The organism is Streptomyces sp. MAI_2237 (genome assembly GCF_054189285.1).
Map to the genome: position 1 here is coordinate 1066206 of NZ_JAJPGQ010000003.1, position 21824 is coordinate 1088029.

The following is a 21824-nucleotide window of genomic DNA, read 5'->3' on the forward strand; positions in this document are numbered from 1 at the left end:
CCATGACTGACGAGGTGGGGCGGGACCCGGAAGCGGTCTCGAAGTTCGTGGAGAGCTTCGCGGCACAGCTCGTCGAGGCCGGGATGCAGCGCATGCCGGCACGGATCTTCGCCGCGCTGCTGTCCTCCGACGAGGGGGCGATGACCTCGGCGGACCTGGGCGAGCAGTTGCAGATCAGCCCCGCCGCGGTCTCCGGCGGCGTGCGGTACCTGGCCCAGCAGCACATGGTGTCCCGGGAGCGCGAGCCCGGCTCGCGGCGGGAGCGCTATCGCGTGCACAGCAACCAGTGGTACGAGGCGCTGACCAACCGCGAGGCCGTCATCAAACGGTGGGAGGGCGCCCTGCGGGAAGGCGTCACCAGCCTCGGCGCCGGCACCCCGGCGGGCCGCCGCATGGCCGAGACGCTCGCCTTCTTCGAGTTCGTCGACGGCGAGATCGCGGCCATGATGGAACGCTGGCGACTCCACCGCGAGGAGCTCTTCGGAGACGCGGGTACCTAGGGCCGGTGCCCTGGGCACCCGCTCCGGGGAGCTGGCTCACCGCCCCGGCAGCGTGAGCCCCCAGGCCCCTTCCCACACCGTCCACGTCCTCCTGCGTACCGGCCCGCACACCCCCGCGTCCGCCCGATAGCGGAAGTCCGCCCCCGACACGCTCACCGTGCGTCCCTCGGCCCGTACCGGCGAGGCCTCCGCGCCCACCGACAGCGGCCGCACCTCGACCTCGGCCACCCCGCGGTCGCCCGGCACGACCGACACCGCCTCCACCGGCTGGTCCAGGTCGACCAGGGTCACGCCGTCGACCTCGATGCGCAGCCGGGCCGCCCGAGGCGCCGGGGCCGGGGCCTCACGGGCCGGGACCAGGGTGCGCACCAGCGACTGGGCCGTGCGCAGCCACGGGCGTCCCGCGGCCTCCTCCAGCGCGTGGGCTTCACTCAGCGGAGGAATCCGCAGCGCGCCCAGCACCACCCCGTCGCTGTCGTCCACCAGCAGATCCATCCGGCGTACGGCCCCTTCGAGCACCGACCGGGCCGCCGCGACCGCGCCCGTGGGCACCCCCAGGGAACGGGCCACCGACAGCGCGGCCCCCACCGGCACCATCGACAGCGCGCATCCGGCCAGCTCCCGCTGCCGGTGCAAAAGGGACACGGCTCGCACCAGGGCCCGGTCGTCGCCGATGACCACCGGCCTTCTCGACCCGCGCCGGGACAGCGCCCGGGCGAATTCCTCCGGGCCGTCCGGCAGGCAGACCTTGGTCTGCGCACCCGCGCTGAGCACGTCTTTCGCGATGCGTACCGACTCCCCGTCCGTCCGTCGGGCCACCGGATCGATGACCACCAGCAGCTGTTCGGAACTCGCCTCGGAAGTCGCGGAAGTCGCCACCTCGGTCCTGCCTCGCTTCCTCGGGTAGCATCTTTGTGCAAGAGCCCCTTGCGCTATTGCGCCAGGGGCTTCGTCTATTCCGGGGCATCCGGTCCGACGGGTTACGGCCAACGACGGCCATGGTGCATGCGGCGGTGAACCCTACGCGTGCGCCCCTGACCTTGGACATGCCCCGCCCGGAAGGGGTGTACGCGCGTGCCCGCACTTGTGCTGCTCGGTGCTCAGTGGGGTGACGAAGGCAAGGGAAAGGCAACCGACCTGCTCGGTGGCTCAGTGGATTACGTCGTGCGGTACCAGGGCGGCAACAACGCCGGCCACACCGTCGTCGTGGGCGATCAGAAGTACGCCCTCCACCTGCTCCCTTCCGGAATCCTCTCGCCGGGGTGCACCCCGGTCATCGGCAATGGTGTCGTCGTCGATCCGTCGGTCCTGTTCTCCGAGCTGAACGGACTCAACGAGCGCGGCGTCGACACGTCCAAACTCCTCATCAGCGGTAACGCGCACATCATCACGCCGTACAACGTGACCGTCGACAAGGTCACGGAACGCTTCCTCGGCAAGCGGAAGATCGGTACGACGGGGCGCGGCATCGGACCGACCTACGCGGACAAGATCAACCGCGTCGGCATCCGGGTGCAGGACCTCTACGACGAGTCGATCCTCACCCAGAAGGTCGAGGCGGCCCTCGACGTCAAGAACCAGATGCTCACCAAGCTCTACAACCGGCGCGCGATCGCCGTCGACCAGGTGGTCGAGGAGCTGCTGGGCTACGCGGAGAAGCTCGCGCCGTACGTCGCCGACACGGTCCTGGTGCTCAACCAGGCCCTGGACGACGACAAGGTCGTGCTGTTCGAGGGCGGCCAGGGCACGCTCCTCGACATCGACCACGGCACGTATCCCTTCGTGACCTCGTCGAACCCGACCGCGGGCGGCGCCTGCACCGGTGCCGGCGTCGGCCCGACGAAGATCAGCCGGGTCATCGGCATCCTCAAGGCGTACACCACCCGCGTCGGCTCGGGCCCCTTCCCGACGGAGCTGTTCGACGAGGACGGCGAGGCGCTGCGCCGCATCGGCGGCGAGCGGGGCGTGACCACCGGCCGGGACCGCCGCTGCGGCTGGTTCGACGCGGTGATCGCCCGCTACGCCACCCGCGTCAACGGCCTGACGGACTTCTTCCTCACCAAGCTCGACGTCCTCACCGGCTGGGAGCAGATCCCGGTCTGCGTCGCCTACGAGATCGACGGCAAGCGGGTCGAGGAGCTGCCGTACTCGCAGTCGGACTTCCACCACGCGAAGCCCGTCTACGAGACCCTCCCGGGCTGGTCCGAGGACATCACCAAGGCGAAGTCCTTCTCCGACCTGCCGAAGAACGCCCAGAACTACGTCAAGGCGCTGGAGGAGATGTCCGGCGCCCCGATCTCCGCGATCGGCGTGGGCCCGGGCCGGGACGAGACGATCGAGATCAACTCGTTCCTCTGACCCGCAGGAAACGCAAGGAGCCGCCCCGACGGGGGCGGCTCCTTGCGCGTTGCACGCCGGGAGACGTCAGCGGTGGGGGACGAGGAGAGTGGGGCTGCGTATGCGACTGGTCGACGTGGAGATCGGCCGGTACCACTGGTCGGCGTTCACCTGTGGATGTACGAAGACGGCCGCTCACCTGGCCGGCGACCTGCTGAGGCTGGTCTCGGCGCAGTCCAGTGAGGAGGCGCGGGCGCTTCACATCGAGAACCACGCCATGATTCAGTCGATCCCGCAGGAGCCGGCGGTGCCCGTCGCCTCGGTGCTCATGGCGGCGCTTGCGGGCGACCTGTCCCCCGGCGCCAGGTTCGTATGCCTGGATCTGCTCGGCGGGCTGGTGTTCAGCGACGACGACCACTCGTCGGAGTTGTGCCGGCAGATCGCGCGGCAGGGGCTCTGGACGCTGTACCGCGACCTGTGGTCGGGCGCATCGCCTGGCATTGTCGCGTGTGCCTATTACGTCCTGCGGGCGATCGAGGACGACGAGGACCGGCTTCGCGCCTGCCGGGACTCGGGGCCCGTCACCCTGCCCGAGGATCTCGCCGATCGACCCGGGCCGAGCTGACTCATCTTTGAACTGGACATGGCCAATTCCTGGTTTTCCGGGCGCCTGGGCAGAGGTCACGCTCTACGCGAGTAGCCCCGCACGTTCGACTTGTCTACGCGCGTCGCGCCACGCCAGCTTCCAGGAGCCCCGTATGCCCGTCAGTCCCATGAACCGCCGCGAGTTCGTGAAGAAGTCGGCCGTCACCGGAGCGGCCGTCGCCGCGGCGGGGGCCGTCGGCGCCGGCACCGCCCAGGCCGCCGACGGTCAGATGCCCGGGAAGGCGCCCAAGACCTGGTCCTTCTCCATCCTGGGCACCACCGACCTGCACAGCCACGTCTTCGACTGGGACTACTACAAGGACGCCGCCTACAGCGACAAGGCCGGCAACTCCGTCGGCGTCGCCCGCGTCGCCACGCTCATCAAGCAGCAGCGTGCGGCCAAGGGCGAGGAGCACGTCCTGCTCGTCGACGCCGGCGACATCATCCAGGGCACCTCCCTGGCCTACTACTTCGCGCGCGTCGCCCCGATCACGGGCACCGACGGCAAGCCCGGTCCCAAGCACCCGATGGCCGTGGCCATGAACCACATGCGCTACGACGCCGCCGCCCTCGGCAACCACGAGTTCAACTACGGCATCGAGGTGCTCAGGAAGTTCGAGAGCCAGTGCCGCTTCCCGCTGCTCGGCGCCAACGCCCTGGACGCCAAGACCCTGCGCCCCGCCTTCCACCCGTACACCGTCAAGCGCATCTGCGTGCCCGGCGCGCCCGACATCAAGGTCGGCATCCTGGGCCTGACCAACCCCGGCATCGCGCTGTGGGACAAGGACAACGTCAGCGGGAAGATGGTCTTCCCGGGGCTGGTGGAGCAGGCGAAGAAGTACGTGCCGCGGCTGCGCGCGCTCGGCTGCGACGTCGTCTTCCTGACCGACCACTCCGGTCTCGACGGGTCCTCCTCCTACGGCGACGCGCTGCCGTACGTGGAGAACGCCTCCAACCTCGTCGCCGAGCAGGTCCCCGGCATCGACGCGATCCTGGTGGGCCACACGCACGTCGAGGTGCCGTCCTACATGGTGAAGAACGCGGAGACCGGCGAGGACGTCCTGCTCTCCGAGCCGTACTGCTGGGGCTACCGGCTCAGCGTGTTCGACTTCGAGCTCGAACTCCACCACGGGCGCTGGAAGGTGACCAAGAAGACCGCCCAGACCCTCAACCCCAACACGGTGGACGAGGACCCGGAGATCAAGAAGCTCCTGGAGGCCGACCACGAGCTGGTCGTGAAGTACGTCAACACGGCGGTGGGCACCTGCACCGAGGACCTCTCGGCGGCGGAGTCCTGCTGGAAGGACGTGCCGATCATGGACTTCATCCACCAGGTCCAGATGGACACGGTGAAGTCCGGGCTCTCGGCCTCCGACGCCGCGCTGCCGCTGATCTCGGTGGCGGCGCCCTTCAGCCGTACCGCCGACATCCCGGCCGGCAGCGTCACCATCAAGGACATCGCCGGCCTCTACATCTACGACAACACCCTCTACGGCAAGAAGCTCACGGGCGCCCAGCTGAAGGACTACCTGGAGTACGCCGCGAAGTACTACCACCAGGTCCCGTCCGGCACGAAGGTCGACACCTCGACCCTGACGAACGCCAACAGCTTCTGGGACTACATGTACGACACCGCGGCGGGCGTCGACTACGAGATCGACATCGCGCAGCCGGAGGGGTCGAGGATCAAGAACCTCACCTACAAGGGCGCGCCGATCGCCGCCGACCAGGTCTTCGTCGTCGCGGTCAACAACTACCGGGCGAACGGCGGTTCGGGCTACCCGCACATCGCCTCGGCGGACATCGCCTACAGCTCCACCAACGAGATCCGCCAGCTGATGATCGACTACGTGACGTCGAAGGGGACGCTGGAGCCGAAGGACTTCGCGGTGACGAACTGGAAGCTGACGCAGGACGGCACCCCGGTCTTCTGACCGGAGCGCGGCGGACGAAGAGCGACCGGGGGTTCCGCCTCCGGTCGCTCTGTCCGGACATATCGGGCTTACGATGTATGGGCCGCGTATCGGTCTACTGAAGAAGGTGAGTGCGATGCGCGTGTTGCTCAAGGCGTCCATGAACACCGAGAAGGCCAACGACGTCATCCGCAGCGGCAAGATGCCGCAACTCATGGAGGAGACCCTCGGCAATCTCAAGCCCGAGGCCGCCTACTTCACCATCGACCACGGCGTCCGCACCGCCTACCTCGTCCTCGACGTCCAGGACAGCTCCCAGATGCCGGCCATCGGCGAGCCCTTCTTCATGGACCTGGGCGCCGAGGTCGACATGACGCCCGTGATGAACTCCGACGACCTGCAGAAGGGGCTCTCGCAGCTCCGCTAGGGCACGGCAGCTCAGCTGAAGACGATCATCGACCCCTGCGCCAGGCTCCGCGTCGCCGCCGCGTGCAGGCCCAGCCAGACGTGCCGTTCGCGGGCGAAGGGGCTCGGGTCGTACGGCGCCGGGACCGCCGGTTCCTCCAGCTCCGTGGGAGCGCGCGGCGGTTCCGGGGCGGCAGGCGGGTTGGCCGGGTCGATGCCGATGGCCGGGGCGACGTACTCCAGTTCCCGCAGCAGCGCCTGCGAGGAGCCCAAGGGGCCGCCGCCGGACAGCAGTTCGTCGTTGGACAGGGGCTGCGGGAAGTCCACGGGGACGTACGCGCCCGCGTGGTCGTAGTGCCAGACCAGGTGCGACTGCTGCGCCGTCGAGTCGAACATCTCCAGCAACTGCTCGTAGTCGCCGCCCAGATCGTCGACGGGCGTCACCGGCAGACCGCAGACCTGCAGCAGATAGACGCGGCGCAGGAAGTGCAGGGCGTCGTAGTCGAAGCCGGCCACCGGGGCGACCTCGCCGGACAGTCCCGGCATGTACTGGTACACCGGCACCGGCGGCAGACCGGCCGCGGCCAGCACGTCGTTGTACTGCGCGAGTTCGTCGGCGAAGGGATTGTCGGGGGTGTGGCACAACACGTCGACGAGCGGTACCAGCCACAGGTCACAGGCCAAAGAGGGCTCCCTAGCGAGGTGGTCAGTCAAGGAAGGGTAGTCGGTGCGGCTCGGGGTGGGACCGGGTCGTTCGGGTCAGGTGCCCCGGTGCAGGTCCCATACCCACACCCCGTCCACCCACGTCCCGTCACGGCCCATCAGTTCCCGCAGCGTCCTGCGCAGGGCGTCGGCGTGCGGCTGCGGCGCCACCACCAGCACCCCCGCCTTCCAGTACGCGAGGTCCCGCGCGGCCTGGGCCCGCCAGTTCGCGCCGATCTCGGGGACCACACCGGTGTCGCGGACATCACTGAACAACTGCGAGGTGTAGCGCGGGGCGGCGCCGTAGATGCCCCTGCGCTCCGTGCCCCACGGCCCGTTGAAATAGCCGCCGGGCAGCTTGAAGCCGTAGTCCGCCTGCTCCTGCCAGCGCAGGGGGGTGGCGTCGCCCGCGTCGGGCAGCGGCACCGTGACGAGCGACTCGCCGGCACGGACGTACGACGTCCAGGTGCCGTCCGTGAAGAACGCCGGCGTCCCGGCCCGGGGCACCGTCTTCAGCGGGGCCGGGATCAGCGGGAGCAGGGCGAGGCAGACGCCGAGCAGGCCCAGGTACTGCGTGCCCCGGTCACGGGTGGCCGCCAGACGCTCCAGCGCGAGGGCGAGCAGCAGGCCGAGCGCGGGGGCGCAGACCATGGCGACCCGCCCCTCGATGACCGACTCGAAGAGGGGCAGGTGGGCCAGCAGTGCCCAGGGGCCGGGGTAGGTCCGCTCCGTCAGAGGGATGCGGAAGGCGGGCCCGAGCGAGAGCAGGGCCGCCCCGACCGCGGTCACCGCCAGCGCCTTGACCAGGGCCCGGTCCCACAGCCGTATCGTGATCGCGAAGGCGAGGGCGACCAGGGGCCAGCCGTAGAAGGCGTTCTGCTCGGTCGGGTTCATCGACAGCGCGTTGGCGCGTTCCGCGCTGCCCGCGACCAGGGAGCGCTCGGCGAAGGAGAGCAGCGCGAGCGGGCTGTTGCCCGCGTTGTCGCCGTGCGGCATGTTCGCGTAGCTCTGCGGGCCGGTGAACTGCCAGATCAGGGCGTAGGCGACCAGGGGGAGGCAGACCGCGGCCGCGATCCCCAGGCCCTTGAGCAGCGGGCGCGACACGGCCTTCGCCACGTCCGTGCGGACGACGGCGTAGGCGGCGGCGAACAGCACCAGGCCGAGCGCCGCCAGCAGCAGCGGCTCCTCGCCGAGGAAGACCTGGTAGGTGGCCATCAGGCCCAGCACGACCCCGTCGCGGACCACCCGGCGGCCCTCGCACAGGCGCAGGGCGCGGTCGACGATCAGCGGGATCATGAACAGCACCACGAAGTTGGGGTGCGCGTTGGCGTGGCTGACCATCGGCGGGGCGAAGGCGGCCAGACAGGCGCCGACGAAGGCGGCCGGGCGGTGCCGTACGACGCGCTGGACGATCAGCCGGTACCAGGCGAACCCGGTGACGGCCAGGCCCAGCGTCATCGCGACGGAGAGGGAGAGCGCCGGGCCCGCGAGGAGGGTGAGCGGGGCGAACGGGACGGAGAGGCCGAGCATGACCGTGTTGGCCATGAGGTTCACGCCGGCGGGGAAGTTCTGGGCGTCGGAGAAGAGCGGGTTGTCCAGGTGGGCGAGGTTGTGCGCGGTGACGCCGAAGAACCACTCCCACTGGTTCTGGTCCTGCAGGGAGTCCACGAGGTAGCGGTGGCCGGGGTCGAAGAGGCGGCCCGAGTACAGGGCCATCGACATCAGCAGGAACAGCAGCAGGGCGAAGAGGTCGGCCGGGCGCACCGAGCGGGCGCGCAGCAGGGTCAGTTCGGCGAGGGCGCGGAGATAGTCGAGGGGCCGCACCTTCGAGCCGGGCTGGTGGGACCAGCGCACGGGGACCTCGGTGACCTGCCAGTTCGCGCGGTGGAAGTGGTGCAGGACCTCGACGTCGATGGCCCAGCCGTCGACCCGGGAGGCGGCGAAGGCCTCGCGGGCCCGCTCGCCCTCGAAGAGCTTGAAGCCGCACTGGGTGTCCCGTACGCCGGGGACGGTGCCGCTGCGTATCAGCAGGTTCCCGGCGCGGCCCAGCAGCCGGCGCACCGGATGCTGACGCTCCCCGATCGTGGCGCCGGGCACCGAACGGGAGCCGATCGCCGCCGAGTTGCCCGCGCCGAGTGCCTCGTCGAGCTTCTCCAGCTCCTCGATGGGCGAGGCGAGGTCGGCGTCGGTGACCAGCACGCGCCGGCCCCGGGTGGCGGCGACGCCCAGCCGCAGCGCGCTGCCCTTGCCGCGGTGCCGGTCCGCGACGACGAGCCGGACGCGCGGGTCGCCGCGACCGGCGACCACCTCGCGCGTCCCGTCACGGGAGCCGTCGTCGGCGACGACCACCTCCCATGCCCCCCAGCGGCCCGCGCCGTCGGAGAGGTAGCGGGTGACGGCGTCGAGGGTGCGCCCGAGGCGCTCCTCCTCGTCGAAGGCGGGGACGACCACGGAGAGGTCGAGGGGAGCGGCGGACTCCCGCGTGCCGTTGCCGTTGTCCCCTTCCCCGGCGGTGCGTTCCTCACCGGCCAGGGCGCTCATCCGTCGGCCAGCCGCTCGATGAGGGCCAGGGCGTGGGCGTTGTACGCGTCGACGACCCGCCGTGCGGCCGGCAGGTCGCGCCGGGACAGCGCCTCGACCAGTTCGGTGTGGCCGGACCACAGGGTGCCGCGCAGGTCGGTGAGCCGGCGCAGGTGCTGCACCGCGCACACCCAGGACTGCACGCGCAGCCGGTGCAGGAAGTCGGCCAGGTAGGGGTTGCCGAACAGGTTGCCCAGTTCGTGCCAGAAGCGCAGGTCGTAGCCGATCAGCACGGTGAGTTCACCGGCCAGCGAGGCCCGCTGCGCTTCCTCGCCGCGGCGGCGCACTCCGGCGAGGGCGGCGTTGGCGCGGGCGTCGTCCGGTGCGGGCAGACGGCCGGTGTCGGACTCCAGGACGTGGAACATGCCGTCGGTCACCAGGCTGCGGGCCTCGACGATGCCGCGGTAGTCGGCGGCGGAGTACTCGTGGACGTGGAAGCCGCGGTGCTGGTCGGCGTCGAGCAGGCCCTGCGCGGACAGGTCGACGAGCGCCTCGCGGACGGGCGTCGCGGACACCCCGTACTGCTCGGCGATCTCCTTGACCGTGAACTCCTGCCCCGGCTGGAGCCGTCCCGCCAGCACCTCGTCGCGAAGCGCGTCGGCGATCTGCTGCCGCAGGGTGCTGCGGGTCACGGCGCCGGTGCCGCTGCTGCCGGGCATCGTCGGACGGTCTCCTCGGGGCGGTCGGGTGGCGTGCACGTCTATACCTACGAGCACGCCACCTTACGCGTTCGGGATTCGCCCGTTTATCCGTGTGCCGGGTGCCCGCCGGCCCCGTTTCCGCTACTCCGGGTGCCCGCCGGCCCTGTTTCCGCCACTCCGCGTACTCGGCGTCGCGACCGCTGCTACTCCGTGTGCTCGTCGGCCACGGACAGCGCCGCGTCGAGTGCCGCGAAGCCCTCCTTCAGTTCCGCCTCGCTCACGTTGCACGGCGGTACGACGTGCGTGCGGTTCATGTTCACGAAGGGCCAGATGCCGTGCCGCTTGGCGGCGGCGGCGAAGGCGGCCATCGGGGCGTTCGCCTCGCCGGCCGCGTTGTAGGGCACCAGCGGTTCGCGGGTCTCCCGGTTCCGCACCAGCTCCAGCGCCCAGAACATGCCGACACCGCGCACCTCGCCGACGCTGGGGTGCCGCTCGGCGAGCTCCCGCAGGGCCGGGCCGACGACGGTCTCGCCGAGCCGGCGGGCGTTGTCGACGACGCCCTCCTCCGCCATGACGTTGATCGTCGCGACCGCGGCTGCGCAGGCGAGCGGATGCCCGGAGTAGGTGAGACCGCCGGGGTAGGGCCGCTTGCCGAAGGTCTCGGCGATCTCGCCGCAGATGGCGACGCCGCCGAGCGGCACGTACCCGCTGTTGACGCCCTTGGCGAAGGTCATCAGGTCGGGGGTGACGCCGAACAGGTCGGCCGCGAACCACTCTCCGGTCCGTCCGAAGCCGGCCATGACCTCGTCGAGGATGAAGACGATCCCGTACTTGTCGCAGAGCTCGCGCACCCCGGCGAGGTAGCCGGGCGGCGGCAGCATGATCCCGGCGGTGCCGGGGACGGTCTCCAGGACGATCGCGGCGACGGTGCCCGGCCCCTCGAAGGCGATGGTCGTCTCCAGGTGCTCCAGCGCCCGCGCGGCCTCCTGCTCCTCGGTCTCGGCGTAGAAGCGCGACCGGTACAGGTACGGCGCCCAGAAGTGCACCACCCCGGCCGAGGCGGAGTCGGAGGCCCAGCGCCGGGGGTCACCGGTGATGTTCACGGCCTGCTGCGTACCGCCGTGGTACGACCGGTAGGCCGACAGCACCTTCGCCCGCCCGGTGTGCAGCCGGGCCATCCGCACGGCGTGCTCGATGGCGTCCGCGCCGCCGTTGGTGAAGAAGATCTTGTCCAGGTCCCCGGGGGTCCGCTCGGCGATCAGCCGCGCCGCCTCCGAACGGGCCTCGACCGCGAAGGCGGGCGCGAAGGTCGTCATCGTCGCGGCCTGCTCCTGGATCGCGGCGACGACCTTCGGGTGCTGGTAGCCGATGTTGGTGTAGACGAGCCCGCTGGTGAAGTCAAGGTACCGCTTGCCGTCGTAGTCCCAGAAGTACGACCCCTCCGCGCCGGCGACGGCGAGCGGGTCGATGAGTTCCTGCGCGGACCAGGAGTGGAAGACGTGCGCACGGTCCGCCGCCTTCACGGCGGCACCGGCCCGGGGATTCGGCTGAGGGGTCATGCGGGCGAGCGTAAATGTCCGCGATGCGGAGACGGAATCGGCGTCCTGTCTGCGGTCCGGGGCTTTCCGCGACAGGTTGTCGACAGCGGCACCGGATCGATGGTTGACAGCATACTGTCGTAGTGACAGTCTGCTGTCATGAACTCCAAGTCCGTGCATCTGGCTGTGTACGACACGCTCGCCGACTGGGAGACGGGGTACGCGACGGCGTACCTCGCCCGGGCCGGGTACCGGGTGCGGACGGTGGGCGCGTCCGCGGAACCGGTCCGGAGCATCGGCGGACTGCGCGTCGACCCCGACCTCGTCCTGGACGACGTACATCCCGAGGACAGCGCGCTGCTGATCCTGCCCGGCGCCGATCTGTGGGACTCGGGCGACCGGCTGGCGCCCTTCGCCCGCAAGGCGCGGGAGTTCCTCGACGCCGGCACGCCCGTCGCCGCGATCTGCGGGGCGACCGCGGGGCTCGCCCGGGAGGGGCTGCTCGACGACCGGGACCACACCGGCGCCGTCTCCTTCTACCTCGCCGCGACCGGGTACCAGGGCGGCGGGCGGTACGTCGAGGCGGACGCCGTCACCGACGGGAACCTGATCACCGCCGGCCCCACCGAGCCCGTCGCGTTCGCGCGGGAGGTGTTCCGGCTGCTCGGGGTGTACGAGGGGGAGGTCCTCGACGCCTGGTACCGGCTGTTCCACGACTCCGACGCCGAGGCCTACGCCGTCCTGGAGAAGGCGCGGTGAGCGGAGAGCGCCAGGAACTGCTCAGCCGGGGCGCACTCGGCGTCTTCCGGCTCAACGGACAGTTCCTGGGCGTCGCCGAGGAGCTGTCCGGACCGGCCGGGCTCACCGCCGCCCGGTGGCAGGTGCTCGGCGCGGTGCTGAGAGAGCCGTTGTCCGTCGCGGGGATCGCCCGGGTCATGGGCATCACCCGGCAGAGCGTGCAGCGCATCGCCGACCTGCTGGTGGGGCGCGGCCTCGCCGAGTACCGGCCCAACCCCGCCCACCGCCGCGCCAAGCTCCTCGCGCCGACCGACGAGGGGCGCGCGGCGATCGGGCGCATCGGCCCCGGTCACGCCGCCTTCGCCGACCGGCTGGCGGAGGCCTTCGGGGAGGCCGAACTCGCCGAGGCGGTGCGGACGCTGGAGCGGCTGGCCGACGTACTCGAGAAGCTCGGTCCCCCTGTTACGGAACCGTAGACACCGCTCCGGCCATCGGGCCCCCCGCCTCGCACTATCGTGGGCACGTTCCACAGGTATCGGGGGATTTCGGGGGGCCGGGGATGGAGAAGCTCGGGGCGGGCGACCCGCGACAGATCGGGGCATACCGGCTGCTGGCGCGGCTGGGCGCGGGCGGGATGGGGTTCGTGTACCTCGCCCGGTCGGAGCGCGGTCGTACCGTCGCCGTGAAGCTGGTGCGCCGGGAACTGGCGGCGCAGGAGGAGTTCCGGGCCCGGTTCCGGCAGGAGGTGCAGGCCGCGCGGCAGGTCGGCGGGTACTGGACAGCACCGGTGCTGGACGCCGACACCGAGGCCGCCGTCCCCTGGGTCGCCACCGGGTACGTCGCCGGGCCGAGCCTGCAGCAGGTCGTCGGACACGACCACGGGGCGCTGCCCGAGCGGTCGGTGCGCATCCTCGCGGCGGGGCTCGCCCACGCCCTGAAGGACATCCACGCCGCCGGGATCGTGCACCGGGACCTCAAGCCCTCCAACGTGCTGGTGACCATCGACGGCCCGCGGGTCATCGACTTCGGCATCGCCCGGGCACTGGAGACCGTCACCGACGGCGGACTCACCCGGACCGGCGCGCTCGTCGGGTCACCCGGCTTCATGGCGCCCGAGCAGGTGCGCGGTGACCGGATCACGCCCGCCTGCGACGTCTTCTGCCTCGGCTCCGTCCTGGCGTACGCCGCCACCGGCGCCCTGCCCTTCGGCACCGCCAACAGCGGTGTGCACGCCCTGATGTTCCGCATCGCCCAGGAGGAGCCGGACCTGGAGGGCGTGCCCGAGGGCATCGCCGACCTCGTACGGGACTGCCTGAAGAAGGACCCCGCCGCCCGGCCGACGCTGGACCAGGTCCTGGAGCGCACGGGCGCCGAGGACACCGTGCTGGGCGGCCGCTCCAAGGACCCGTGGCTGCCGAGCGCCCTGGTGGCCCAACTCGGGCGGCACGCGGTGCGGTTGCTGGACACGGAGGACCCGGAGCGGACGGGGGAGGGGGCCTGGGCCGCGGGCGCCACGGCCGTCGACCCGTCCTCGGCACCGTCCCCCGGTACGCCGTCGCCCGAGGCCGCGCCCGAGCACGCTCCCGCCGGCGACGACGCGCCCGCCGGGCCGCCGCCGCCCGGACAGCCGGCCGGCGGCACGCCCCTGAACCACCTGCCGACGCAGGTCGCGGGCCAGACCACCCCGACACCCCCGCCCACCCCGCAGCCCCAGAGCCACCCCGGCCCCGGCACCGCGCAGCAGCAACCGGCCTACGGCTACCCGCAGCAACAGCCCCCCGCCTACGGCTATCCGCAGCAGCAGCCTCCCGGCTACGGCTACCCCCACCAGCCCGGCCCCTACGGCGCCCTCGGCGCCACCCCGCCGTACGGGCCCGGCCCCTACACCGGCCCGTCGACCACCGTCCCCCAGGAGCCGCCGCACAGAAGCGGCCGCTCCACGGCGGTGCTCATCGCCGTCGCCCTCGTCGTCGCACTCGGTGCCGGCGGCTCGGTGTACGCGATCATGAACGGCGGCGGCGACGGCAAGGCCGACGACAAGCCCGGCCCGGGGTCCTCCACGGGCGCGCCCACGACCCCCGGACCGACCACGCAGCAGCCCACCTCGGCCTCCCCGACCACGTCCGCGCCCTCCGACGGCGCGGTGCCCGCCGCCTACCTCGGCACCTGGAGCGCCACGATCACCAACGCGGACGGCGAGAACACCCGCCGGATCACCATCCGGCAGGGCAAGGTCGGTGACAACGTCCTCTCCCTCGTCGCCGACGGCCCCACCTCCAGCGGCAGCTACCACTGCGTGTTCCAGGCCGAGCTGACCCAGGCCCCGAGCGGCGACGGCCCGCTGGAGCTCGGCCCCTCCGTCGTCACGGTCGGCGACTCCGGCTACTGCAAGCCGGGCGACCCCACCGAGATCAGCATGCTGCCCGACGGCACCCTGGAGCGCGTGAACACCACCAACGGAGAGAAGCTGAAGTACACCAAGGACTGAGGCCACCTACACGCCTCAGGGGCGCGGCCCCTCTCGACACTCCGGGCACCTGCACGCCCCCAGGGGCGCGGCCCCTCCAGGCATTCCGGCCACCCCAACGCCCTCAGGGGCGCGGGGAACTGCGCGACCAGCCACCCCCCACCCGCCCCCGCGAACCGGCCCCCGCCCCCACGGCGACAAGGCACCCCCGCCCCGCACCCCGCACCCCTCACCGCGGCTCCGGCGGCCGCTGGCGCGGCATGTTGGGGCGGGAGTTGGCACCGGGCGGCAGCGGCAACCGCCCCTGCGCCCCACCCTGCTCCTGGCGGCCGCTCCCCGCGCCCACCGACTGGATCCCCATCGGCGTCGACCCCGTACGGAACTCCACCATCCAGTCGGCCGTCTCGGTCCGCACCACCTCTGTCACGTCCTCCGCGAACCTGCGCAGCACCGCCAGGCACCGTTCGGCGGCCTCCCCGGCGGTCCCCTCGGTCGGCCCCAGGACCTCGCGCACGCTCTCCGACGCCCACTCGAACTGCAGCGCCTGCAGCCGCCGCGTCACCGCCTGAGCCGTGGCCACGTCCCTTATCCACCCGGAGGTCACCCCGAAGAACCGGTCCACGGCCACGCAGGCCACGGCCAGCAGCAGCGCCAGATATCCCCAGGTGGCGCCCCCGTCGATCACCCCGGTCAGGTCGAGCAGCGGCAGCGCGGCCCCCGTGACCGCCCCCACCGCCGTCCCGGCCCGCAGCGCCCGCGCGCCGCGCCGCTTCCACACCCGGTCGGCGAGGTACCAGGCCGCCGTCTCCATCGCCCCGCGCTCCACCCACCGGTACAGCTCGTACAGCCGCTCGGCCGGCTCGCCCCAGTCGCCGAGCGGGAGCGACCGCCCGGCCAGATCGCCCGGCCGCAGCCCGGCCGCGCCCTCGCCCCGCCCGTCCTGAGGCGGACCCTCGGGCTGCATCTCCGGCTGACCCACCCGGCACTCCCTACTGATCCTCTGATCCCGAACCGACGCCGACCGCTCACGATGCGTGACATTGGACGACGGCGCGGGACCCTTCCTACCGCCCAATGGGTGGCGAAGGCCTGCCTTTCGTCTCTTTTCCGCTCGCAAGGGGGCCTTGATCAGGTATGGGAGTCGCGACGATCTCACTCGAAAGAGTGGCGGGGCGATGGCTGCGCGGACCACGTAGGCTCGTGCACAACGGAAAAGCACAACGGATGAAACGACGAAACCAGGAGCTGAATCGTGATTCCCGGTGGTGGCCAGCCCAACATGCAGCAGCTGCTCCAGCAGGCCCAGAAGATGCAGCAGGACCTGCAGCGGGCGCAGGAGGAACTGGCGCAGACCGAGGTCGACGGGCAGGCGGGCGGCGGCCTGGTGCAGGCCACCGTCACCGGCTCCGGCGAGCTGCGCGCCCTGAAGATCGACCCCAAGGCGGTGGACCCGGAGGACACCGAGACCCTCGCCGACCTGATCGTCGCGGCGGTCCAGGCCGCCAACGAGAACGCCCAGACCCTGCAGCAGCAGAAGCTCGGCCCGCTGGCCCAGGGCCTCGGCGGCGGCAGCGGCATCCCGGGCCTGCCGTTCTAGGAGCCGGCACCGCCTTTCTAAGCGGGGCCTCGGGCAACTACCGTACGAACTGAAAGACTCCAGGAAGGGCGATCCGTTGTACGAAGGCGTGGTCCAGGACCTCATCGACGAGCTGGGACGGCTGCCCGGCGTCGGTCCCAAGAGCGCCCAGCGGATCGCCTTCCACATCCTGCAGGCGGAGCCGACGGACGTACGGCGCCTCGCCCAGGCTCTGATGGAGGTCAAGGCGAAGGTCCGCTTCTGCGCGACGTGCGGCAACGTCGCGCAGGAGGAGCTGTGCAACATCTGCCGCGACACCCGCCGCGACCCCTCCGTCATCTGCGTGGTGGAGGAGCCGAAGGACGTGGTCGCGATCGAGCGCACCCGCGAGTTCCGCGGCCGCTACCACGTGCTGGGCGGGGCCATCAGCCCCATCGAGGGCGTGGGCCCCGACGACCTGCGCATCCGGGAGCTCCTCGCGCGGTTGGCCGACGGCACGGTCACGGAACTGATCCTGGCCACGGACCCGAATCTGGAGGGCGAGGCCACGGCGACGTACCTCGCCCGAATGATCAAACCCATGGGCCTCAAGGTCACCCGCCTGGCCAGCGGCCTCCCGGTGGGTGGCGACCTGGAATACGCGGACGAGGTGACCCTCGGTCGCGCCTTCGAGGGGAGACGACTCCTAGATGTCTGACGCCACGCTGCACGACGCGACAAAGGACCCGGACGACTTCGCGGTCCAGATCGCGGACCAGGTCGAGAGCTTCCTGGTGGCCGTCACGGAGGTGGCCAAGGGCGACGAGCCCGGCTCGGCGGTCCCCTTCCTCCTCCTGGAGGTCTCCCAGCTGCTGCTGGCCGGCGGCCGCCTCGGCGCGCACGAGGACATCGTCCCCGACGAGCGCTACGAGCCGGACACGGGCCCGGACGCCGACGTGGACGAGCTCCGCGAGAACCTCGCCCGCCTGCTGGACCCGGTCGACGTCTACTCCGAGGTCTTCGACCCCTACGAGCCCCGCAAGGCCCCGGTGCCGGCCCGGCTCTCCGACGACATCGCCGACGTCATCACCGACCTGCGCCACGGCATGGCCCACTACCGCGCCGGCCGTGTCACGGAGGCCCTGTGGTGGTGGCAGTTCTCCTACTTCTCCAACTGGGGCTCCACGGCCCTCCGCCGCCCTGCGCGCCCTGCAGTCCGTCCTCATCCACGTCCGCCTCAACCAGCCCCTGGAAGAACTGGACGGCCTGGACACGGACCAGAGCATGGGCGACGAGACCCTGGAGTTCGAGGCGGGCAAGGTGATGGCGGAGGAGATCGCGGACCCGCTGGGCATCAGGCGAGGCTAGCTGCGGGCCCGTGCCCGGGCCCGGGTCAGATCGGTACGGCCGCGCCGGCCACGCCGATGCCCGTGCCCGGCTCCGCCGGTACCGTCACGGTGATCAGGCTCGGACGGCCCATGTCCGCGCCCTGGTGGACGGTCACCGTCGCGGGCGTCGCCACCAGCCCCAGTTCGCGGAGGTAGCCGCCGAGTGCGGCCGCCGCGGCACCGGTCGCGGGGTCCTCGACGACACCGCCGGGCGGGAACGGGTTGCGGGCGTGGAAGACGGTGGGGGACTCCCGCCAGACCAGGTCGACGGTCGTCCAGCCGGTGCGGTCCATGAGGGCGGTGAGCGCGTCCATGTCGTAGCGCATCTCCGCCAGCCGCTTCCGGTCGGCGGTGGCGAGGATCGGATGCCAGGCGCCCGCGAAGGCCGCGCGCGGTGGCATCGCCGGGTCCAGGTCCTCGGGGGCCCAGCCCAGGCTCGCCAGCAGTTCGGCCAGTTCGGCCTCCTCGAGTGGTTCCGTGCGCGGGGCGACGCTCACCAGCGTCGCGACCAGCGTGCCGTCGGCGGTGCGGTCGGTGGTGACCGTGACGAGGCCCGCCTGCGTGCGCAGCCGCAGCCGTCCGGTGCCGTGCCGCTCCGCGTGCGCGACGGCCGTCGCGATCGTCGCGTGACCGCAGAAGGGCACTTCGGCGAGGGGGCTGAAGTACCGCACGTCCAGGGCGCCGTCCCGCGACGGCACCATGAACGCCGTCTCCGAGTAGCCGATGTCCGCCGCGGTCGCCAGCATCGTCGCGTCGTCGACGCCGGTGGCGTCCAGCACCACGCCCGCCGGGTTGCCTCCCGCGGGGTCGGTGCTGAAGGCCACGTATCGCAGAATCTCCATCGGGCGACCGTATCCGAACTGCCGTACGCCGGAGGGGTTTTACAGCCCCCACAGCCCCTTGCCCAGGGCGGTCGCCCCGCCGGTCAGCGCCAGCAGCAGGACCAGCAGGCGGGCCCTGCTTTCGGGGATGCGCTCCGCGAGGGACCTGCCGATGAGCGCGCCGGCCGCCATCGCGCAGGCCACCGCCGCCCACTGTCCGCCGGCCAGTCGGGGCGTCCCGTTCGCGGCCACCGAGAAGGCGTTCACCACCACGCCGTAGAACTGCGCGTTCGGCACGAACTCCCGTACCGTCCAGCCCGCGTTGAGCGCGTACAGGGAGATCGGCGGGCCGCCCACGCCCGCCGCCGAGTTCATGAACCCGCCGACCGCACCGGCGGCGACGGCGCCCTTCGTGCCGCGCAGGGCGGTCACCCGGGCCCCGCGCATCACCAGCAGCACGGCGACGGTCACCAGGGCGCCCGTGACCGACAGCAGGACGGGCGGCGGCAGCCGGCGGGTCAGCCAGGCCCCGGCCGGGACCGTGCAGGCCGCGGCCAGGCACAGCGGGACCATCGCGGCGGCCCGCACCCGCCGCCAGCCGCCCGCGAGCCCGACGACGCTGATGGCGCCCGCGGCGCAGTTGGCCAGGACCACCCCGTTCACCGGCCCCAGCAGCAGCACCAGCGCGGGCACGGCGACCAGCGCGAACCCCATGCCGGTCAGCCACTGCACCGACGAGCCGAGCAGCACGATCCCCGCGAGCAGCGCGTCGCCGGCCCATCCCTCGGTCACGGCTCGGAATCCTCCCCCGCGGCGGTGCCCGCGATCAATGGCGCGATCCGGCGGCGCCTCCGAGCGGGCGGATTGTGACCCGGGGCACTTTCCGAGTGGTGCGGACGTTCGGGGGGCAGGTGCTGTCCGGAACGCGAGCGGAACGGGGTCTCACGATGCGATATCGCGGAGGGGATTTTCGGACGCTCGTTAGACTGAGCCGACATATACGGGACTGAGCGAGGAGCGCACGTGGGCCTTGTCGTGCAGAAGTACGGAGGCTCCTCCGTAGCCGATGCCGAAGGCATCAAGCGCGTCGCCAAGCGGATCGTGGAAGCGAAGAAGAACGGCAACCAGGTGGTTGTCGTCGTTTCCGCGATGGGCGACACGACGGACGAGCTGATCGATCTCGCCGAGCAGGTTTCTCCCATGCCTGCCGGGCGGGAGTTCGACATGCTGCTGACCGCCGGAGAGCGGATCTCCATGGCACTGCTGGCCATGGCGATCAAAAACCTGGGCCACGAGGCCCAGAGCTTCACCGGCAGCCAGGCGGGCGTCATCACCGACTCCGTCCACAACAAAGCCCGGATCATCGACGTGACGCCCGGCCGTATCCGTACGGCCCTGGACGAGGGCAACATCGCCATCGTCGCCGGTTTCCAGGGCGTCAGCGCCGACAAGAAGGACATCACGACCCTCGGGCGCGGTGGCTCCGACACCACGGCGGTCGCGCTGGCCGCGGCCCTCGACGCCGAGGTGTGCGAGATCTACACCGACGTCGACGGCGTGTTCACCGCCGACCCGCGCGTGGTGAAGAAGGCGAAGAAGATCGACTGGATCTCCTTCGAGGACATGCTGGAGCTGGCCTCGTCCGGCTCCAAGGTGCTGCTCCACCGCTGTGTGGAGTACGCCCGCCGTTACGACATCCCGATCCACGTCCGGTCCAGCTTCAGCGGGCTGCAGGGCACCTGGGTCAGCAGTGAGCCGATTGGGGACAAGAAGGTGGAGCAGGCCATCATCTCCGGTGTCGCGCACGACACCTCGGAGGCCAAGGTCACGGTCGTCGGTGTACCGGACAAGCCGGGCGAGGCCGCCGTCATCTTCCGCGCCATCGCCGACGCCGAGATCAACATCGACATGGTCGTGCAGAACGTGTCGGCCGCGTCCACCGGACTCACCGACATCTCCTTCACGCTTCCCAAGACCGAGGGCCGCAAGGCCATCGACGCCCTGGAGAAGGCCAAGGTCGGCATCGGCTTCGACTCGCTGCGCTACGACGACCAGATCGGCAAGATCTCCCTGGTCGGCGCCGGCATGAAGACCAACCCGGGCGTCACCGCGGCCTTCTTCGAGGCGCTGTCCGACGCGGGCGTGAACATCGAGCTGATCTCGACCTCCGAGATCCGCATCTCGGTCGTCACCCGCGCCGACGACGTCAACGACGCCGTGCGCGCCGTGCACACCGCCTTCGGGCTGGACTCCGACAGCGACGAGGCCGTCGTCTACGGGGGCACCGGCCGCTGATGTCTGGGACCGGACGGCCGACGCTCGCGGTCGTGGGCGCGACCGGGGCCGTCGGCACGGTCATGCTCCAGATCCTGTCCCAGCATGCGGACATCTGGGGCGAGATCCGTCTGATCGCCTCGCCGCGCTCCGCCGGCCGCAAGCTGGCCGTGCGCGGCGAGCAGGTCGAGGTGGTGGCGCTGACCGAGGAGGCCTTCGACGGGGTCGACGTCGCCATGTTCGACGTGCCGGACGAGGTCGCCGAGCGGTGGGCGCCCCTCGCCGCCGCCAAGGGCGCGGTCGTGGTGGACAACTCGGGCGCCTTCCGGATGGACCCCGAGGTCCCGCTGGTCGTCCCCGAGGTCAATCCGCACTGCGCCCGCCGCCGGCCGCGCGGGATCATCGCCAACCCCAACTGCACGACGCTGTCGATGATCGTGGCGCTCGGCGCGCTGCACGCCGAGTTCGGGCTGCGCGAGCTGGTGGTGTCCTCGTACCAGGCGGTGAGCGGGGCCGGCCGCGCCGGTGTCGACACGCTCCGCCGGCAGCTGTCCCTGGTGGCCGGCACGGAGCTGGGGACGCACCCCGGTGACCTGCGGCGGGCCGTCGGCGACGACACCGGGCCCTTCCCGGAGCCGGTCGCGCTGAACGTCGTACCGTGGGCCGGGTCGTTGCGCGAGGACGGCTGGTCGTCGGAGGAGATGAAGGTGCGGGACGAGACCCGCAAGATCCTCGGGCTGCCCGCCCTTTCGGTCGCTGTCACCTGCGTACGGGTCCCGGTCGTCACCACGCACTCCCTGACCGTCCACGCCCGCTTCGAGGGCGAGGTCACGGTGGAGGGGGCCCGCGAGATCCTGGCCACCGCGCCCGGCGTCGTGCTGTTCGACGACCCGGCCGCCGGCGAGTTCCCCACGCCCGCCGACGTGGTGGGCACCGACCCGACCTGGGTGGGCCGGGTGCGGCGCGCGCTGGACGATCCGACCGCGCTCGAACTGTTCGTCTGCGGGGACAACCTGCGCAAGGGCGCGGCCCTGAACACCGCCCAGATCGCCGAGCTGGTGGCCGCCGAGCGGGTGTGACGCGGGCGCCCCGGGGACGGGTCCGGGGCGGTTTGTATGATCTGTGAACGAAGTGTGAGCCGGTCCATGGTCCGGACCACTTGCTGTGGACCCGGTCGGCGTCCGAAGATTTTCCTCCCCGTCTTTCCGCAACCGCGCGAAGGGCGGGGAGCGTCTTTGCGAACGCCCTTCAGGGGGCCGAACGTCCTCCAGGGGGTCGAACGCCCCCCGGGAGTCGGCGGGGGCGCGGTGCGAGGTGTGG

At 71.5% G+C, this 21824-nt stretch carries 20 protein-coding genes and 1 pseudogene; 13 read left to right on the forward strand and 8 right to left on the reverse strand.

The features are described from left to right. The first annotated feature begins 2 nt into the window (after window positions 1-2). Window positions 3-500, forward strand: coding sequence for a GbsR/MarR family transcriptional regulator (locus LN251_RS15245; RefSeq protein ID WP_458244902.1), 498 nt, complete (start codon window positions 3-5; stop codon window positions 498-500). A gap of 36 nt (window positions 501-536) precedes the next feature. On the opposite strand, the gene LN251_RS15250 is transcribed toward LN251_RS15245, so the two are convergent. Then, window positions 537-1379, reverse strand: coding sequence for a diacylglycerol kinase family protein (locus tag LN251_RS15250; RefSeq protein ID WP_458244903.1), 843 nt, complete (start codon window positions 1377-1379; stop codon window positions 537-539). A gap of 195 nt (window positions 1380-1574) precedes the next feature. Between LN251_RS15250 and LN251_RS15255 the strand changes: the two genes are divergently transcribed. The 4 genes from LN251_RS15255 (at window position 1575) to LN251_RS15270 (ending at window position 5822) form a co-directional block, all read left to right on the forward strand. Beyond that, window positions 1575-2858, forward strand: a complete 1284-nt coding sequence (locus LN251_RS15255; RefSeq protein ID WP_142153988.1) for an adenylosuccinate synthase — start codon at window positions 1575-1577, stop codon at window positions 2856-2858. A 100-nt stretch (window positions 2859-2958) separates the two neighbouring features. Beyond that, on the forward strand, window positions 2959-3462 hold the full coding sequence (locus LN251_RS15260; RefSeq protein WP_458244904.1) for a hypothetical protein: 504 nt from the start codon (window positions 2959-2961) through the stop codon (window positions 3460-3462). Between the two features lie 133 nt (window positions 3463-3595). After that, entirely contained in the window at window positions 3596-5416 is a 1821-nt protein-coding gene (locus LN251_RS15265; protein ID WP_458244905.1) for a bifunctional metallophosphatase/5'-nucleotidase, read from the forward strand. 115 nt (window positions 5417-5531) lie between these two features. Continuing rightward, entirely contained in the window at window positions 5532-5822 is a 291-nt protein-coding gene (locus tag LN251_RS15270) for a hypothetical protein (RefSeq protein ID WP_058924126.1), read from the forward strand. A gap of 11 nt (window positions 5823-5833) precedes the next feature. On the opposite strand, the gene LN251_RS15275 is transcribed toward LN251_RS15270, so the two are convergent. The 4 genes from LN251_RS15275 to LN251_RS15290 form a co-directional block, all read right to left on the reverse strand. Next, window positions 5834-6484, reverse strand: a complete 651-nt coding sequence (locus LN251_RS15275; RefSeq protein WP_142154000.1) for a hypothetical protein — start codon at window positions 6482-6484, stop codon at window positions 5834-5836. 75 nt (window positions 6485-6559) lie between these two features. Further along, on the reverse strand, window positions 6560-9043 hold the full coding sequence (locus LN251_RS15280; RefSeq protein ID WP_458244906.1) for a dolichyl-phosphate beta-glucosyltransferase: 2484 nt from the start codon (window positions 9041-9043) through the stop codon (window positions 6560-6562). Next, on the reverse strand, window positions 9040-9741 hold the full coding sequence (locus LN251_RS15285; RefSeq protein ID WP_458244907.1) for a GntR family transcriptional regulator: 702 nt from the start codon (window positions 9739-9741) through the stop codon (window positions 9040-9042). The genes LN251_RS15280 and LN251_RS15285 overlap by 4 nt, the downstream gene beginning before the upstream one ends. Window positions 9742-9926: 185 nt before the next feature. Beyond that, a complete protein-coding gene (locus LN251_RS15290) occupies window positions 9927-11282 on the reverse strand; it encodes an aminotransferase class III-fold pyridoxal phosphate-dependent enzyme (protein ID WP_458244908.1) in 1356 nt (451 codons plus the stop codon). A gap of 138 nt (window positions 11283-11420) precedes the next feature. Here LN251_RS15290 and LN251_RS15295 point away from each other — a divergent pair, with 138 nt between their 5' ends. The 3 genes from LN251_RS15295 to LN251_RS15305 all read left to right on the forward strand — a co-directional run bounded on the left by LN251_RS15295 (window position 11421) and on the right by LN251_RS15305 (window position 14487). Continuing rightward, the gene (locus LN251_RS15295; protein WP_458244909.1) at window positions 11421-12020 is read left to right on the forward strand and encodes a type 1 glutamine amidotransferase family protein; all 600 of its coding nucleotides are present in this window, start codon (window positions 11421-11423) and stop codon (window positions 12018-12020) included. Continuing rightward, window positions 12017-12475: a MarR family winged helix-turn-helix transcriptional regulator gene (locus tag LN251_RS15300; protein ID WP_458244910.1), complete on the forward strand. Its 459-nt coding sequence runs from the start codon at window positions 12017-12019 to the stop codon at window positions 12473-12475. Before LN251_RS15295 ends, LN251_RS15300 begins: the two co-directional genes overlap by 4 nt. 83 nt (window positions 12476-12558) lie before the next feature. Further along, window positions 12559-14487: a protein kinase domain-containing protein gene (locus LN251_RS15305; protein WP_458244911.1), complete on the forward strand. Its 1929-nt coding sequence runs from the start codon at window positions 12559-12561 to the stop codon at window positions 14485-14487. Window positions 14488-14695: 208 nt separating this feature from the next. Here the strand turns inward: LN251_RS15305 and LN251_RS15310 are convergent, their stop codons facing one another. Then, window positions 14696-15445 carry an SLATT domain-containing protein gene (locus tag LN251_RS15310; RefSeq protein ID WP_458244912.1) on the reverse strand — a complete coding sequence of 250 codons (750 nt, stop codon included), beginning with the start codon at window positions 15443-15445 and terminating at the stop codon, window positions 14696-14698. A 273-nt stretch (window positions 15446-15718) separates the two neighbouring features. On the opposite strand from LN251_RS15310, the gene LN251_RS15315 reads away from it, so the two are divergent. The 3 genes and pseudogenes from LN251_RS15315 to LN251_RS15325 all read left to right on the forward strand — a co-directional run bounded on the left by LN251_RS15315 (window position 15719) and on the right by LN251_RS15325 (window position 17389). Further along, window positions 15719-16063, forward strand: a complete 345-nt coding sequence (locus tag LN251_RS15315; protein ID WP_058924118.1) for a YbaB/EbfC family nucleoid-associated protein — start codon at window positions 15719-15721, stop codon at window positions 16061-16063. Between the two features lie 76 nt (window positions 16064-16139). Continuing rightward, complete coding sequence (recR, locus tag LN251_RS15320) at window positions 16140-16739, forward strand: recombination mediator RecR (RefSeq protein WP_055536881.1); 600 nt, start codon at window positions 16140-16142, stop codon at window positions 16737-16739. After that, window positions 16732-17389, forward strand: a pseudogene (locus LN251_RS15325) (DUF5063 domain-containing protein). The gene recR and the pseudogene LN251_RS15325 overlap by 8 nt, the downstream one beginning before the upstream one ends. Window positions 17390-17414: 25 nt before the next feature. Here LN251_RS15325 and LN251_RS15330 read toward each other — a convergent pair. Both LN251_RS15330 and LN251_RS15335 read right to left on the reverse strand, forming a co-directional pair. After that, complete coding sequence (locus LN251_RS15330; RefSeq protein WP_458244913.1) at window positions 17415-18251, reverse strand: PhzF family phenazine biosynthesis protein; 837 nt, start codon at window positions 18249-18251, stop codon at window positions 17415-17417. Between the two features lie 39 nt (window positions 18252-18290). Then, window positions 18291-19022, reverse strand: coding sequence for a TSUP family transporter (locus tag LN251_RS15335; protein WP_458244914.1), 732 nt, complete (start codon window positions 19020-19022; stop codon window positions 18291-18293). 231 nt (window positions 19023-19253) lie between these two features. On the opposite strand from LN251_RS15335, the gene LN251_RS15340 reads away from it, so the two are divergent. Further along, the gene (locus LN251_RS15340; protein WP_058924115.1) at window positions 19254-20525 is read left to right on the forward strand and encodes an aspartate kinase; all 1272 of its coding nucleotides are present in this window, start codon (window positions 19254-19256) and stop codon (window positions 20523-20525) included. Continuing rightward, a complete protein-coding gene (locus tag LN251_RS15345) occupies window positions 20525-21583 on the forward strand; it encodes an aspartate-semialdehyde dehydrogenase (RefSeq protein WP_458244915.1) in 1059 nt (352 codons plus the stop codon). Before LN251_RS15340 ends, LN251_RS15345 begins: the two co-directional genes overlap by 1 nt. The last annotated feature ends 241 nt before the right edge of the window (window positions 21584-21824 follow it).